The 14,884-nt window shown below is 72.2% G+C and carries 15 protein-coding genes and 1 tRNA gene; 12 read left to right on the plus strand and 4 right to left on the minus strand.

From position 1 onward, the window contains the following. The first annotated feature begins 272 nt into the window (after positions 1-272). The 8 genes from rsmD (at position 273) to ABD841_RS03435 (ending at position 4,647) form a co-directional block, all read left to right on the plus strand. Positions 273-842: a 16S rRNA (guanine(966)-N(2))-methyltransferase RsmD gene (gene rsmD / locus ABD841_RS03400; protein ID WP_344967714.1), complete on the plus strand. Its 570-nt coding sequence runs from the start codon at positions 273-275 to the stop codon at positions 840-842. Between the two features lie 15 nt (positions 843-857). Continuing rightward, positions 858-1,334, plus strand: a complete 477-nt coding sequence (gene coaD, locus ABD841_RS03405) for a pantetheine-phosphate adenylyltransferase (protein WP_344967716.1) — start codon at positions 858-860, stop codon at positions 1,332-1,334. Between the two features lie 66 nt (positions 1,335-1,400). Next, positions 1,401-1,955, plus strand: coding sequence for a YceD family protein (locus tag ABD841_RS03410; RefSeq protein WP_344967718.1), 555 nt, complete (start codon positions 1,401-1,403; stop codon positions 1,953-1,955). A 1-nt stretch (position 1,956) separates the two neighbouring features. Beyond that, a complete protein-coding gene (gene rpmF, locus ABD841_RS03415; protein WP_012894381.1) occupies positions 1,957-2,136 on the plus strand; it encodes a 50S ribosomal protein L32 in 180 nt (59 codons plus the stop codon). Between the two features lie 221 nt (positions 2,137-2,357). After that, positions 2,358-3,098, plus strand: a complete 741-nt coding sequence (gene rnc / locus ABD841_RS03420; protein WP_425581939.1) for a ribonuclease III — start codon at positions 2,358-2,360, stop codon at positions 3,096-3,098. A gap of 29 nt (positions 3,099-3,127) precedes the next feature. Next, on the plus strand, positions 3,128-3,994 hold the full coding sequence (mutM, locus tag ABD841_RS03425; protein ID WP_344967720.1) for a bifunctional DNA-formamidopyrimidine glycosylase/DNA-(apurinic or apyrimidinic site) lyase: 867 nt from the start codon (positions 3,128-3,130) through the stop codon (positions 3,992-3,994). Continuing rightward, positions 3,991-4,266 (plus strand): acylphosphatase, encoded by a 276-nt coding sequence (locus ABD841_RS03430; RefSeq protein WP_344967722.1) that lies wholly within the window; start codon positions 3,991-3,993, stop codon positions 4,264-4,266. The genes mutM and ABD841_RS03430 overlap by 4 nt, the downstream gene beginning before the upstream one ends. 189 nt (positions 4,267-4,455) lie before the next feature. After that, positions 4,456-4,647 (plus strand): hypothetical protein, encoded by a 192-nt coding sequence (locus tag ABD841_RS03435; RefSeq protein WP_184545644.1) that lies wholly within the window; start codon positions 4,456-4,458, stop codon positions 4,645-4,647. Positions 4,648-4,713: 66 nt separating this feature from the next. Here the strand turns inward: ABD841_RS03435 and ABD841_RS03440 are convergent, their stop codons facing one another. Then, positions 4,714-5,505, minus strand: a complete 792-nt coding sequence (locus tag ABD841_RS03440) for a dienelactone hydrolase family protein (protein WP_344967726.1) — start codon at positions 5,503-5,505, stop codon at positions 4,714-4,716. Between the two features lie 107 nt (positions 5,506-5,612). On the opposite strand from ABD841_RS03440, the gene ABD841_RS03445 reads away from it, so the two are divergent. The 3 genes from ABD841_RS03445 to ftsY all read left to right on the plus strand — a co-directional run bounded on the left by ABD841_RS03445 (position 5,613) and on the right by ftsY (position 10,582). Continuing rightward, positions 5,613-5,727: transfer RNA gene (locus ABD841_RS03445), tRNA-Arg, on the plus strand. Next, positions 5,694-9,356 carry a chromosome segregation protein SMC gene (gene smc, locus ABD841_RS03450; protein ID WP_344967859.1) on the plus strand — a complete coding sequence of 1,221 codons (3,663 nt, stop codon included), beginning with the start codon at positions 5,694-5,696 and terminating at the stop codon, positions 9,354-9,356. Before ABD841_RS03445 ends, smc begins: the two co-directional genes overlap by 34 nt. 47 nt (positions 9,357-9,403) lie before the next feature. Further along, positions 9,404-10,582 carry a signal recognition particle-docking protein FtsY gene (gene ftsY / locus ABD841_RS03455; RefSeq protein WP_344967728.1) on the plus strand — a complete coding sequence of 393 codons (1,179 nt, stop codon included), beginning with the start codon at positions 9,404-9,406 and terminating at the stop codon, positions 10,580-10,582. A 108-nt stretch (positions 10,583-10,690) separates the two neighbouring features. Here the strand turns inward: ftsY and ABD841_RS03460 are convergent, their stop codons facing one another. The 3 genes from ABD841_RS03460 to ABD841_RS03470 form a co-directional block, all read right to left on the minus strand. Further along, a complete protein-coding gene (locus ABD841_RS03460; RefSeq protein WP_344967730.1) occupies positions 10,691-11,485 on the minus strand; it encodes an ABC transporter ATP-binding protein in 795 nt (264 codons plus the stop codon). After that, positions 11,482-12,543 carry a FecCD family ABC transporter permease gene (locus tag ABD841_RS03465; protein WP_344967733.1) on the minus strand — a complete coding sequence of 354 codons (1,062 nt, stop codon included), beginning with the start codon at positions 12,541-12,543 and terminating at the stop codon, positions 11,482-11,484. The genes ABD841_RS03460 and ABD841_RS03465 overlap by 4 nt, the downstream gene beginning before the upstream one ends. 140 nt (positions 12,544-12,683) lie before the next feature. Continuing rightward, a complete protein-coding gene (locus tag ABD841_RS03470) occupies positions 12,684-13,736 on the minus strand; it encodes a FecCD family ABC transporter permease (protein WP_344967735.1) in 1,053 nt (350 codons plus the stop codon). A 100-nt stretch (positions 13,737-13,836) separates the two neighbouring features. On the opposite strand from ABD841_RS03470, the gene ABD841_RS03475 reads away from it, so the two are divergent. After that, complete coding sequence (locus ABD841_RS03475; RefSeq protein ID WP_344967737.1) at positions 13,837-14,859, plus strand: ABC transporter substrate-binding protein; 1,023 nt, start codon at positions 13,837-13,839, stop codon at positions 14,857-14,859. Positions 14,860-14,884 lie beyond the last annotated feature (25 nt).

A 14,884-nucleotide genomic window follows, 5' to 3' on the forward strand; every position in this document is an offset into this window, starting at 1 on the left:
GCTCACGATCACGCCGGTCGGCCTCCCCCTGGGTCTTGAAGGCCGCAGGACTCATCATGCAAGGCGTCGGCACCCGGGGGAACGACCCTTGCGCTTTCGTCGCCACTCCTTGCCCACTCTTGACCTAGATCACCTACCAGGACCTTTTTGACCTGCGGTTATGTGATCCGTCGCGACACGCGGCACCGCACGCGGGCTCGGGCGCCGCGGGCCGGGGCGCCCGGGGGGACGCGGGGCGTCACGGCCGACCCCGGCACTGAGAGGATGGCCGGGTGAGCCGAGTCATCGCGGGAAGCGCAGGGGGGCGGCGACTGGCCGTCCCGCCGGGGCGGGGCACCCGCCCCACGAGCGATCGTGCCAGGGAGGGGATGTTCTCCACGGTGGGGTCGCTGATCGGCCCGCTGACGGGCATCAGGGTGCTCGACCTGTACGCGGGCTCGGGGGCGCTCGGACTGGAGGCGCTCTCCCGAGGGGCGGCGCACGCCCTGCTCGTGGAGTCCGACCCCAAGGCGATCCGGACGATCAGGCAGAACATCGCCGAGCTGGGGTTGCCCGGCGCCGAGATCGCAGCCGACCGGGTGGAGCGGCTGCTGGCCCGCGGCGTCGCCGAGCCGTACGACCTGGTCTTCGCCGACCCGCCGTACGCGGTGACCGGTGAGGAGGTGGGGGCCGTCCTGGAGCAACTGCGCGACCGCGGTTGGCTGGCGCAGGACGCACTGGTCGCGGTGGAACGCGAGAGCAGGGGTAAGGACCTGGTCTGGCCGGCCGGATACGAAGAGGAGAGGGTCCGTCGTTACGGCGAAGCGGCCGTTTGGTACGGTCGCGCCGCCGGGAATCCATAGAGCAGGGGGTTCGCCTTGCGTCGTGTTGTCTGTCCGGGATCGTTCGATCCCGTCACCAACGGTCACCTGGACATCATCGGCCGGGCCTCCCGGCAGTATGACGAGGTCGTCGTGGCCGTGCTGATCAACATCGAGAAGAAGAGCCTGTTCACGGTGGAGGAGCGCATCCAGATGCTCCAGACGGTGACCAAGGAGTACGGAAACGTCCGCGTGGACAAGTTCCACGGCCTGCTGGTCGACTACTGCAGGCAGCAGGAGATCCCCGCCATCGTCAAGGGCCTGCGCGCGGTCAGCGACTTCGACTACGAGCTCCAGATGGCGCAGCTCAACTACCGCATGTCCGGGGTGGAGACCCTGTTCATGGCGACCGGTCCCGAAGTCTCGTTCCTGTCGTCCAGTCGGATCAAGGAGATCGCCAAGTACGGTGGTAACGTGGCCGGGCTGGTTCCCGATCTTGTCCAGGAACTCCTGGTCGAACGGCTCAGGGGCTAGTCCCTGGTATTCTCTTATTTCGGCCTTGCACGACGGCGGTGATGCGCCATGCCTAATGAGAGCGGAATGAATCAGCCCAGCCTGGACCCCCGAGCCCCATGGGTGATCTCCACCCATGACCTGGGGCGACGACCGGGTTCCATGCGCGAGATGCATCTCGTTCTCCCGGCACCGGCGGACATCGGCGTCGACATGATCGGCGTCCCCAAGGACGCCGACGTCGAGCTGGACATCCGGCTTGAGGCGGTCATGGAGGGTGTGCTCGTCACGGGCACTGCGTGGTCCCCGCTGCGGGGGGAGTGCGCACGCTGCCTGGAACCGGTCATCTCGCACAGTGAGGTGAACTTCCAGGAGCTGTTCTTCTACTCGGCAGAGGATGCTGCCGAGGGTGACCCGCTTCTCGACGGTGAACTCCTCGACCTCGAACCCGTCTTCCGCGACGCGGTGGTGCTCACACTGCCGCTGAGCCCGGTCTGCAGCGACGACTGCCTCGGGCTCTGCGTGGACTGCGGGATCAGGCTGGCCGACGCCGAGCCTGGCCACACGCACGAGGCGATCGACCCTCGCTGGGCCAAGCTGCAAGATCTGGTTCCGGAACATAACAACGATCAGGAGAGCTGACGTGGCTGTCCCCAAGCGCAAGATGTCGCGGAGCAACACTCGCTCCCGCAGGTCGCAGTGGAAGGCCGCCGCGGTCTCGCTCGTGAGCTGCCCCCAGTGCCGCTCGCCGAAGCGTCCGCACGTGGCGTGCCCGACCTGCGGCACCTACAACCGCCGTCAGGTGATCGAGCCCTCCGCCTGATCGCATTCTGACTGACGGACGCCGGCCGGGTCCTGCCCGGTTCCGGCCGGTGTCACCGTCTGCACCCCCCCAATGCGATGGCGGTCCGCCCGCGGCTGTGGTGGACGCCGGGGTTCGCGGTAGAACGCGTGCCCTCCCGGCGCCCACCACATCTTCGGGCATTTCTCGTTCCCCACCTTCGCCATCGCGCATTCCGTCGAGAGAGCGTGCGAGGAGAAGCCGTGGCCACGAGCATGAAGCCGGTCGCCGTCGAGTTCGTCCAGGAAGAGATCGAGCGCCTTCTGGCGGTCCGGATCGACGCCGCCATCCTGGAGCGGGCGCTGACCCACCGCTCCTACGCGTACGAGAACGGTGGGCTGCCCACCAACGAGCGCCTGGAGTTCCTCGGCGACTCGGTGCTGGGGCTGGTCGTCACCGACACCCTCTACCGCAACCACCCCGACCTGCCCGAGGGCCAGCTGGCCAAGCTCCGGGCGGCGGTGGTCAACATGCGCGCCCTCGCCGACGTGGCCCGCTCGCTCGGCCTGGGCCGCTTCCTGCGGCTCGGCAGGGGGGAGGAGGGCACCGGCGGGCGCGACAAGTCCTCGATCCTCGCCGACACCCTCGAGGCGCTCATCGGCGCCGTCTACGTGGACAAGGGCCTGGACGAGGCGTTCCGCGTGGTCCACCTGCTCTTCGACGCGCTCATCACCCGCTCGGCCTCGCTCGGCGCCGGGCTCGACTGGAAGACCTCACTCCAGGAGCTCACCGCGTCCGAGTCGCTCGGCGTGCCCGAGTACCACGTCGAGGAGAGCGGCCCCGACCACGCCAAGTCCTTCACCGCGGTGGTCCGCGTCGGCGGCGAGGAGTACGGTGCGGGTTCGGGCCGCTCGAAGAAGGAAGCCGAGCAGCAGGCCGCGGAGGCGGCCTGGAACCGGATCCGCCAGGACCGCGAACGGCGCGAAGCCAAGCTGGCACCCTAGAAGCCGAACGCCCCCAGGAGGAGAGGCGCATGCCCGAGCTGCCCGAGGTCGAGGTCGTACGGCGCGGCCTGGAGCGCTGGGTCTCCGGTCGGGTCGTCGCCCGCGCCGAGGTGCTCCACCCCAGGGCGATCCGGCGGCACGTCCCCGGCGCCGAGGAGTTCGCCGCCCGGCTGAAAGGCCGCACGATCGGCTCCGCCGAGCGCAGGGGCAAATACCTCTGGCTCCCGCTGGACGGCTCCGACGCGATCCTGGCCCACCTCGGCATGAGCGGCCAACTGCTGGTGGTGGAGCCCGACGCGGCGCCCGAGAAGCACCTGCGCGTGCGGATCGCCTTCACCGACGGCGGCCCCGACCTGCGCTTCGTCGACCAGCGGACCTTCGGCCACGTGCTGGTGACGTCCATGGCCCACTCGGCGGGCCGGTCGGTGCCCGAGCCGATCGTGCACATCGCGGCCGACCCGTTCGAAGAGCATTTCGACGACGACGCCTTCGCCCGCCGCCTGCGCGCCAGGCAGACCGAGATCAAGCGGGCGCTGCTGGACCAGTCGCTGATCAGCGGGGTCGGCAACATCTACGCCGACGAGGCGCTGTGGCGGGCACGGCTGCACGGCTCCCGGCCCACGGGGGCGCTGACCAGGCCGAAGATCGCCGAGCTGCTGGGTGCGGCCCGCGAGGTGATGTCCGCGGCCCTGGCGGAGGGCGGCACATCCTTCGACAGTCTCTACGTGAATGTCAACGGTGAGAGCGGCTACTTCGACCGCTCCCTGGCCGTGTACGGCAGGCGTGACGAGCCCTGCTCGCGTTGTGGCACCCCCATCGTCCGGGAGTCGTTCATGAACCGTTCCTCCTACAGCTGCCCCCGCTGCCAGCCCCGCCCGCGGAGGGCCGGGGCATGACGGACGTGCGGCTCACGGCCTGGGTCAGGGGCCGCGTCCAGGGCGTGGGTTTCCGCTGGTGGACGCGGGCGCGGGCGCTGGAGCTCGGCCTGACCGGCTGGGCCCGCAACACCGCCGACGGCCGGGTCGAGGTCGTCGCGGAGGGCCCGGAGGCGTCGTGCGCCCGGCTCCTGGAGCTTCTGCGGGGCGGCGACACGCCCGGCAGGGTCGACGTCGTCGTCGAGCGCTGGAGCGACGCCAAAGGTAGTCTGCATGGATTTGTCGAGCGCTGACCACTTCCACAAACCGCCCAAAATAAGGTATATTTAGACGTCGAGAGTGTCCACTGGTGCATCCATCCGGAGCGATCAACTTGACCGTCTCCCTCACCGGTGCGACTCTTGATAAGAACCACGCGCACCCCTCCCGCGGCAAGAAGTGCGCGAACCAGTCTGGTCACTCAGCGTGGAGGACCCTTTACCATGGCGAAGGCTCTACTCGGCCACGTCGGCGGTCCCGACCCTCGGATGGTCTCGGAAATGCGCCGCCTCCAGCAGCGCATCCGCGATCTGGAGGGAGAGCTCATCCGGCTCCAGGCACAGAACGACGAACTCGCGGCCAGTGTCCGCGACGAGGCGTTCGGCCTGCAGGATCGCGAGCCGGCCCTCACCTAGAGGCCGGGGCTGCAACAACTGTCCAGGGGCGCCTCGCCGGGGCGTCCCTTGTCACATACGACGTTGTCACACATGGCGTGCGAGGAAGGCCAGCTGTTCGGGTAACACCCGTCTGCGGTAAGCCATGTCCTCGCACCCCTTGGTGATTCCACCGTCGGTCGTCGCGCCGAGCGCCCGCAGGCCCTTCAGCATCGTCTCCGTCTGGGCCGCCCAGGCGTCGTGTTCGCCGCATCCCAGCCAGATCGGGATGTCCACGATCTCGCGCAGCGGCGCGCGCGCGGCCGTCACCGCCGGCGACGTCGCGACGACGGCGCCCACTTTCTCCGGGCCCAGCTTCGCGGCCAGTCTCAGCGCCCCGGCGCCCCCCGCCGCCCAGCCCAGCAGGCCGATCCTTCCGGTGTCCATCCCGCTCGCCTCCAGGTAGGGCAGGACCGCCCCGGTGATGTCGGCGGAGGGCCAGTCGTCCACCGCGACCATCGCCAGGCGTTCCCCGCCCGCGGCGAGGTAGCGGTCGACCGCGTAGGCGTCGAACGGCGTACGCGCGTCACCCGCGGCCCCGTGGAGCATCACCACCACCGGCAGTCCCTCCCGCGCGTCCGGCGGCAGCGCGACGACCACCCGGCGGCCGTCCACCCGGGCCGTCTGGAGCGTTCCAGGGTGTGTGCGCGGCGGGTCCGGCATCCCGCCGCAGACGATCTGGGCGTATGCGCGCCGGACGCCCTCGGGCCGGGCCGCCGCCGCCCCGCCGATACTCAGCAGGGCGAGCCCGCCCCCCAGCAGGAAGGCGCGCCGCCCCGGACGGTGGCCGCCGCTCCGTGGACGGAGCCGGACCCCGTCCTCATCGCGTTCCGCATCCATGCAGGGCACCCTAGGCCGTGTACGGGCGGGCGCGGGTGAAGAACGGTAGTCTTCCCCGGGGAGCGAAGCGGCCGGTTGACGAGGCGCGGCACGTTCGCCGGCGCCCGGGTCGAGGCGCGCGGCACCGCGCCGGTCGGCGGGCACCGGGGGATGGACGGGGGGTTTCGGTGTATCTCAAGACCCTCACCCTGCGCGGGTTCAAGTCCTTCGCCTCGGCCACCACGCTCCGCTTCGAGCCGGGCATCACCGCGGTGGTCGGCCCCAACGGCTCCGGCAAGTCCAACGTGGTCGACGCCCTGGCCTGGGTCATGGGAGAGCACAGCGCCAAGTCGCTGCGCGGCGGCAAGATGGAGGACGTCATCTTCGCCGGCACGTCCTCCCGGGCCCCGCTGGGCCGCGCCGAGGTGACGCTGACCATCGACAACTCCGACGGCATGCTCCCGATCGACTACACCGAGGTCACGATCAGCCGCCTGATGTTCCGGGCCGGCCAGAGCGAGTACGCCATCAACGGCGACACCTGCCGCCTGCTCGACATCCAGGAGCTGCTGTCCGACTCTGGCATCGGCCGGGAGATGCACGTCATCGTCGGGCAGGGCCAGCTCGACCAGGTGCTGCACGCCGGTCCCGAGGAGCGCCGGGCGTTCATCGAGGAGGCCGCAGGCGTCCTGAAACACCGCAAGCGCAAGGAGAAGGCGCTGCGGAAGCTCGACGCCATGCAGGCCAACATGAACCGGGTCCAGGACCTCACCACCGAGCTGCGCCGCCAGCTCAAGCCGCTGGGCCGCCAGGCCGAGATCGCCCGCAAGGCCGCCGTCATCCAGGCCGACCTCCGCGACGCCCGTCTCCGGCTGCTCGCCGACGACGTGCTGACCCTGCGCACCACCCTGGAGCGCGAGATCGCCGACGAGGCGGCCATCCTCGCCCGCCGCGCCGCGGTGGAGGGCGAGCTGGAGCAGAACCAGGTCGCCGAGGCCGAGCTGGAGGCCGCCGAGGCCGAGGCCCAGCCTCGCCTGGCCGCCGCGCAGGAGGCCTTCTTCCGCCTGTCGTCGCTGCGCGAGCGCCTGCGTGGCCTGGGCGGGCTCGCCGCCGAACGACACCGGCACGCCACCGACACCGCGGTGGAGCGGCGCGGGCGCGACCCGGAGGACTTCGAGCGGGAGGCCGAGGAGGTCCGCGAGCAGGAGCGGGTCCTGGCCGAGTTGCTCGCGCAGGAACAGGAGGCGCTCGCCGTCGCCGTGGCCAGGCGTGCCGAGGCCGAGTCCGCGCTCGCCGCCGAGGAGCGGCGCCTGGCGGCCGAGGCGAGGGCCGCGGCCGACAGACGCGAGGAGCTGGCCAGGCTCAAGGGCCGGGTCGGTGCCGTGCGCAGCCGGGTGACGGCGGCCGAGGAGGAGATCGGGCGGCTGCGGCGCTCGCTGGAGGAGGCCGAGCAGCGCGCCGAGACCGCCCAGGCCGAGCATGACAGCCAGGAGCTGGCCGAGCCCGCCGCCGATCCCGCCCTCGCCGAGGAGCTGGAGATCGCCCTGGAGGCCGTGGAGCAGGCCCGGCACGCGGTCGACGCGGCCCGGGCCGGGGTCGAGGAGGCCAAGGCGGCCGTCGCCGGTCCGAACGCCGCGCTCGCCGCGGCCAGGGGCGCCCTCGCCGCCGCGCGCAAGGCCGACCAGGAGGCGCAGCGCCAGGTGGCCGCCCTGGAGGCCAGGTTCGAGGCGCTGGAGTTGAGTCTCGCCAGGGGCGCCGACGGCGGCGCCGCCCTGCTCGCCGCGGACCTGACCGGAGTGATCGGCCCGGTGGCGACCATGCTTTCGGTGCGGCCCGGTGCCGAGGTGGCCGTGGCCGCGGTGCTCGGCGCCGCCGCCGAGGCGGTGGCCGTGGAGTCGCTGCAGAGCGCGGCCGACGCCATCGCTTTCCTCAGGGGGCAGGGCGGCGGCCAGGCCGGCATGGTCATCGCCGCGGCGGGGGAGGGGCGCCCGGCCGGCCCGGTCCCCGTGGCCGGTGCGGAGTGGGCGATCGACCTGGTCACGGTCCCCGCCGAGCTGCGGGCCGCGGTCGCCCACCTGCTGGCCGGCGTGCTCGTCGTCGACGATCTCGACACCGCGAGGAAGGCCGTCGAGCAGCGTCCCGAACTCCGGGCCGTCACCCGCGACGGCGACCTGCTCGGTGCCTACACCGCCCGGGGAGGTTCGGCCGGCGGCACCTCCGCCCTCCAGGTGCGGGCCGCGCTCGACGAGGCGGCCGCCGACCTCGCCGAGGCCGGGATCGCCGCCGAGTGCGCCCCCGCGGTGCTGGAGGAGGCCGCCGAGGCCGAGGCCGAGGCCCAGCTCGCCGTCGAGGCCGCCCAGGCGCGTGTGGCCGAGGCGCAGACGGGCGTGCAGGCCGTCCAGGCCGGGGTCAACGCGGCGCAGGCCACGCTGGACGAGGTCAGGGCCAGGCAGCGCGAGGCCGACCAGCGGGTCGCCGAGGCGGCCAGGCGCCTGGCCCAGCTGGGCGCCGCGGCCAAGGCCGCCCGCGACGAGTGCGAGCGCCTGGCCCGGGGCGTGCAGGCCGCGCGGGAGGCACGCGACCGGGAGGCGGCCGGGCTCGCGGAGCTGGAGGAACGGCTGGCCGCCGCCGTCGGCGCGGAGGAGCTCCCGGCCGAGCCCGCCACCGAGATCCGCGACGAGCTCGCCGAGATCTGCACGGCGGCCAGGCAGGCCGAGATGGAGGCCCGCCTGGCGGTGCGGACGGCCGAGGAGCGGGTCAGGGGCATCGAGGGCAGGGCCGAGGAGCTGATCCGCGCCGCCGAGCGGGAGCGCGAGGAGCGGGCCAGGGCCGCCGAGCTGCGGGAACGACGACGCCGGCAGGCCCGTACCGCCCGGGCGGTCGCCCGGGGCACCGAGCTGGCGCTGCGCGCGCTGGACGCCTCGCTGGCCGCCGCGGCCGAGGAGCGCGACGAGGCCGAACGGGCGCGCGGGCAGATCGACGCCTCGCTCAAGGCCGTCCGGCTCCGTGTCCGCGAGCTCTCCGGTGAGCTGGACAAGCTGGTCAACCGGGTGCACGGCAGCGAGGTGGCCCGCACCGAGCAGCGGCTCCGCCTGGAGCAGCTGGAGGCGCGCGCGGTCGAGGAGTACGGCGTCGAGCCCGACACCCTCATCGCCGAGTACGGCCCGGACCAGCCGGTCCTCGTGGCCGACGGCGAGCCGGTGCCCTACGACCGGGAGGAGCAGCTGAAGCGGGCCAGGGCGGCCGACCGGCAGATGGCGCAGCTCGGCAAGGTCAACCCGCTGGCGCTGGAGGAGTTCGCCGCCCTGGAGGAGCGGCACGCGTTCCTCACCTCGCAGCTGGAGGACCTCAAGAAGACCCGGCGTGACCTGCTCCTGGTGGTCAAGGAGGTCGACGAGCGCGTCGAGCAGGTCTTCGGCGCCGCCTTCCAGGACGTGGCCCGCGAGTTCGAGACGATCTTCTCGCGGGTCTTTCCCGGTGGCGAGGGCAGATTGCTGCTCACCGACCCGGAGGACATGCTCACCACCGGCGTCGAGGTCGAGGCCCGGCCGCCCGGCAAGAAGGTCAAGCGGCTCTCACTGCTGTCCGGCGGCGAGCGGTCGCTGACCGCCGTGGCGTTCCTGGTCGCCATCTTCAAGGCGCGGCCGTCGCCGTTCTACGTGATGGACGAGGTCGAGGCCGCGCTCGACGACACCAACACCCAGCGGCTGCTGACCCTCTTCGAGGAACTGCGGGAGACTTCGCAGCTCATCGTCATCACCCACCAGAAGCGCACAATGGAGATCGCCGACGCGCTGTACGGGGTGTCGATGCGGGGTGACGGCGTCAGTCAGGTCATCAGCCAGCGCCTGAGGGAACACGAGGCGGTCTGACCCCGGGGTGTCGGAGCATCCCGGGTCGTCTGGAAAACTGTGGTCTTGTGGAAGCCTATCTCGGCATAATCGCGATCATCGTCGTCGTCGCCCTGCTTGCGGCGGGCGGCATGTTCCTGCTGTTCAGGGGAGGTGGCAAGAGCGCGCCGCCGCCGGTCGCGCCGCCCGAGGCGCCGCCGATCCCCGAGGAGGGGCAGGCGCCGTCCCGGGGGGCGGTCCAGGAAGACGCGGCCACGACCACCGTCCCGCCGCCGACCCGGCCGGTCGAGCCGGAGATCGTCGTTCCGAAGATCGAGATTCCGCCGCCGTCCGCCGGCCGGATGGTGCGGCTGCGCGCCCGGCTGGCCCGGTCGCAGAGCACCCTCGGCAAGGGGCTTCTCGATCTGCTCTCCCGCGACCGTCTCGATGACGACACGTGGGACGAGATCGAGGAGACCCTGATCACCGCCGACGTCGGCGTCGGGCCGACCCGGGCGATGGTCGAGGAGCTGCGCACCCGGGTCAAGGTGCTGGGCAGCCGGACGCCCGAGGAGGCGCGCACCCTCCTGCGGGAGGAGCTGCTCACCCAGATCGGCGCCGACATGGACCGGACCCTGAACGTCAAGCCGCACGGCGAGCGTCCCGCGGTGGTCCTCGTGGTCGGCGTCAACGGCACCGGCAAGACCACCACCACCGGCAAGCTGGCCCGTGTCCTCATCGGCGACGGCAGCAAGGTCGTGCTCGGCGCCGCCGACACCTTCCGCGCAGCCGCCGCCGACCAGCTCCAGACGTGGGGGGACCGGGTCGGGGCGCAGGTCGTCCGGGGCCCCGAGGGCGGCGACCCCGCCTCGGTCGCCTTCGACGCCGTGGCGGAGGGCATTCAGGAGAAGGCCGACGTGGTCATCGTCGACACCGCCGGGCGGTTGCACACCAAGACCGGCCTGATGGACGAGCTCGGCAAGGTCAAGCGCGTCATCGAGAAACGGGCCACGGTCGACGAGGTCCTGCTCGTGCTCGACGCCACCACGGGCCAGAACGGGATGCGCCAGGCCCAGGTGTTCGCCGAGGTCGTCAACATCACCGGTATCGCCCTGACCAAGCTCGACGGCACCGCCAAGGGCGGCATCATCATCTCGGTCCAGCGGGAGCTGGGCGTCCCGGTCAAGCTCGTCGGCCTCGGCGAGGGACCGGACGACCTGGCCCCGTTCGACCCCGAGGTCTTCGTCGACGCCCTCCTCGGCGACTGAGGAACACCCCGCGTCCCCGCCCGCCCGTTCCCCGCGCCGCCCCGCGGCGGGACGGGAGGGCGGGTGCCGGCGCGGGGCCCGCACCGGGCGTGTGGCGGAGGGCCGGGGTCAGCGCGGGGTGTGTGACAGGGTGCCGATGGGGACGACCAGCGGGGTGCCCGCCACCGGGTCCTCGATGACCTTGGCGTCCAGCTCGAAGACCTCGGCCAGCAGGGTCTCGGTGAGGACCTCGGACGGCGGTCCCGCGGCCACGACCCTGCCCTCGCGCATGGCCACCAGGCGGTCGGCGTAGCGGGCGGCGAGGTTCAGGTCGTGCAGGACCATCACCACGGTGCGGCCGAAGTCGCCGTGGAGCCGGCGCACCAGCTCCAGCACCTCGATCTGGTGCGCGAGGTCCAGGAAGGTCGTCGGCTCGTCGAGGAGCAACAGGTCGGTGCCCTGGGCCAGGGCCATGGAGATCCACGCCCGCTGGCGCTGCCCGCCCGACAGCTCGTCCAGGGGACGCTCGCCCAGATCGAGCAGGCCGGTCATGGACAGGGCCTCGCTGACCGCCGACTCGTCGTCGGACGACCACTGCCGGTACCAGGTCTGGTGCGGATGCCGCCCTCTGGCGACCAGGTCGGCCACGGTCAGCCCCTCCGGCGCCGTCGGTGCCTGCGGCAGCACACCCAGGACCCTGGCCACCTCCTTGGTGGGCATCCGGTCGATGCGCTTGCCGTCCAGCAGCACCTCGCCGCCCGACGGCTTGAGCAGCCGGCCCAGTGCTCGCAGCAGCGTGGACTTGCCGCACCCGTTCGGTCCGATGATCGTGGTCACCGTGCCGGCCTCGATCCCGAGGTCGAGGCCGTCGACGATGACGCGGTCGCCGTACCCGAGCGTGACGCCAACGGCTTGCAGTCTCAAGAACGTGCCTCCCTGCGCACACGGATGAGGAGGTAGATCAGGTAGGGGGCGCCGAGGACCGCGGTGACCACGCCGACCGGCAGCTCGACGGGGCTGAACGCGGTCCGCGCGACCAGGTCGGCGGCGGTGGTGAGGACGGCGCCCACCAGAGCCGAGACGACCAGCGGTGGCTGCGCCACCCCCACCAGGCGCAGCGCGATCTGCGGCGCGGCGAGCGCGACGAACGTGATCGGCCCCGCCGAGGCCGTCGCGGTCGCGGCGAGCAGCACGGCGGCCAGGAGCATCAGGACCCTGGCGAGGTTCATCCGCACGCCCAGGCCGGTGACGGTCTCGTCGCCGAAGCGCAGCGCGCCGAGCGAGCGGGTGCCGAGCAGCGTGAGGGGGATGAGCACGACGAGCGCGAGCGCCACCGGGACGACGTGCTCCCAGCCCCGGCCGTTCAGCGAGCCGCTGATCCAGACCATGGCCCGGCTGGAGTCGTTGACGTCGCCGATGGTCAGCAGCCAGTACTTGAGGTTGGTGCACACCGCGGAGACCCCGATGCCGACCAGGACCAGCCGGTAGCCGTCCAGGCCGCGGCGCCAGGAGAGCAGGTAGACGGCCAGGGCGCCGGCCAGGCCGCCGGCCAGGGCCGTCACCGGGAGGCCCACCTGCGCCAGGGCGCCGCTGGTCCCACCCCAGGCGTTGCCAGCCGTCACGATGACCGCGACCACGGTCACGCTGGCGCCGGTGGTGACGCCGAGGATGTCCGGGCTGGCCAGCGGGTTGCGGGCGACGGCCTGGGTGATGGCGCCGGCCAGGGCGAGCGCCGCGCCCACCAGGGCGCCGGTCAGCGCCCGGGGGAGCCGCAGGTCCATGACGACGAAGTGGTCGGGACCGTCACCGACGATCGCCCGGAAGACCTGCGGCATGCTCATCGGGATGTCGCCCAGCCGCATGGTGAGCGCCATCAGCAGCACCGTGGCGGCCAGCAGGACCGCCGTCACGGTGACGGAGCGCGGCCGGAACAGCCACGAGACCGGGCCGACCCGCAGCGGGAGGCCGCCCGTGAGCCGCACGGCCGGGCCGGTCTTCCCCCGAGCCGGGGCCGCCGCCCTCCGTGTCGCCGCCGTGCCTGCTTCCCGTGCCACGGCCGCGGCCGGCCCCTGTCCCACCGCCGCACCGGCTTCCTGTCCCACCGCCGCGCCTGCTTCCCGTTTCACAGCCGCACCGGCTTCCTGCGCCGGACCAGCGCGACGAAGAAGGGCGCGCCGAGGAGGGCGAGCACGACGCCGACCTCCAGCTCGCCGGGGCGGGCGACCACCCGGCCGATCACGTCGGCCAGCAGCAGCGTGGTGGCGCCGGCCAGGCCCGAGTACGGCAGCAGCCAGCGGTGGTCGGGGCCGGACAGCGGCCGGGTCAGATGCGGGACGATCAGGCCGAGGAAGGCCATCGCGCCGCAGACCGCCACGGAGGCGCCGCTGAGCAGCGTGATCGCGGCGATGCCCAGGCCGCGGGTCAGCGCGATGTTCTGGCCGAGGGCCCTGGCGACGTCCTCGCCCAGCGAGAGCGCGTTGAGGCCGGGCGCGTTGGCCAGCGCCAGGACCAGGCCCACGGCGATGAAGGGGAACACCTGCCAGGCGACGTCCGCGCCCCTGGCCGCGATCGAGCCCGCCTGCCAGAAGCGGAAGACGTCCATGGTCTGCTCGTCCATGAGGACCAGCGCCGAGGTGAGCGCGTACAGGAAGGAGCTGACCGCGGTGCCGGCCAGGGCCAGGGTCACCGGGGTGGGACCGCCGCGGCCGCCGGCCATGCCGAGGGCGAAGACCCCCGCGCTGGCGGTCAGGGCGCCGGCGAGGCCGAACCAGATGTAGCCGTACAGGCTGTTCACGCCGAGCACCATGACACTGAAGACCATCGCGAACCCCGCGCCGTGGGTGACGCCGAGCAGGCCCGGGTCGGCCAGCGGGTTGCGGGTGTGGCCCTGCATGAGGGCGCCCGCGACGCCGAGCGCCACCCCGGCCATGACGCCGATGGCGGTCCTCGGCACACGCAGCGAGCGGACGACGATGTCGTTCTCGGTGCCGGTCGGGCCGGTGAGCGCGTGCCAGACGTCGGGGAACGGGACGGCCTTCGCGCCGACCGTGATGCTCAGGACGGTCGCCACGGCCAGCGCCGCGCACAGTCCGGCGAGGACGAGCAACCGGTGCCGGTGGATTCCCCGGAGGACCCCGGAGGGGACGGGTCGCGCCGCGACCGCCGTTTTGATCACCCGTCCTCCCGGTATTTGCCTGACCCGATATGAGTATGCCAGCTTAGGTATGTATAACCTAAATAAGGTTAGCCTTATCTTTGCCGAGGAGTTTGATCAGATGAGAGCGTTGCGTGCCTTCGCCCTGGGTGCGGTGGGAGTCGTGCTGTCCACCGGGCTGGCGGCCTGCGGGTCGAGCACCTCCGGCACCGCCGCGGAGCCCTCGGGCACGACCGGTGCGTCCGCGGCCCCGGCGGCGAGCGACGCGGCGACCACCTTCCCCCGCACGATCAAGCACGCCATGGGCGAGACGCAGATCCCCGCTCAGCCCAAGCGCGTCGTGGCTCTCGACCAGAGCTTCGTCGACGCGGTGCTGACGCTGGAGACCGACGTCGTCGGCTTCACCACCTACCGGGCGATCGAGGAGAAGCTCCCCGACTACCTGGCCCCGGTCCTCGGCCACGCCAAGGATGCCACCTCGGTCGGCACGCTGGAGCAGCCCAGCCTGGAGCGGATCGTCGCCCTCAAGCCCGACCTGATCGTCTCGGCCAAGGTGCGCCACGAGGCGCTGTACGACAAGCTGTCGCAGATCGCGCCGACGGTGTTCAGCGAGACCACCGGCGCCATCTGGAAGGAGAACCTCAGGCTCATGGGCCAGGCCCTGGGCAAGGAGGACCTCGCCGAGCAGAAGATCACGGCCTACCAGGAGCGCGCCGCCAAGATCGGCGAGTCCATCAAGGCCAAGGACGGCGAGCTGCCCACGGTCTCCGTCGTCCGCTTCGCCGGCGAGCCGACCGTCCGCCTGTACGTGGAGAACTCCTACTCCGGCCTGGTGCTGAAGGACGTCGGCTTCCCGCGCCCCGAGGACCAGCCGACCGTCACCGACACGATCATGGTGCCGATCAGCCAGGAGAACATCGCGCAGCTCGACGCCGACCACATCTTCATCGCTGCCTTCCAGGACCCGGCGGTGACCCCCGTCAAGGAGAAGTTCGAGGCCAACCCGCTGTGGGGCAAGCTCAAGGGCACCAAGCACGACGTCAACGACGTCACCTGGATGAGCGCCGTCGGCATCCAGGGCGCCCACGCCATCCTCGACGACCTGGCCAAGATCTTCGAGGTCGACCCGGCCAAGGCCGCCTGATCCCGTCGGGGCTCCGGCCGCGGGG

The sequence above is a fragment of the Streptosporangium fragile genome, from assembly GCF_039534445.1.
GTDB classification, from domain to species: domain Bacteria; phylum Actinomycetota; class Actinomycetes; order Streptosporangiales; family Streptosporangiaceae; genus Streptosporangium; species Streptosporangium fragile.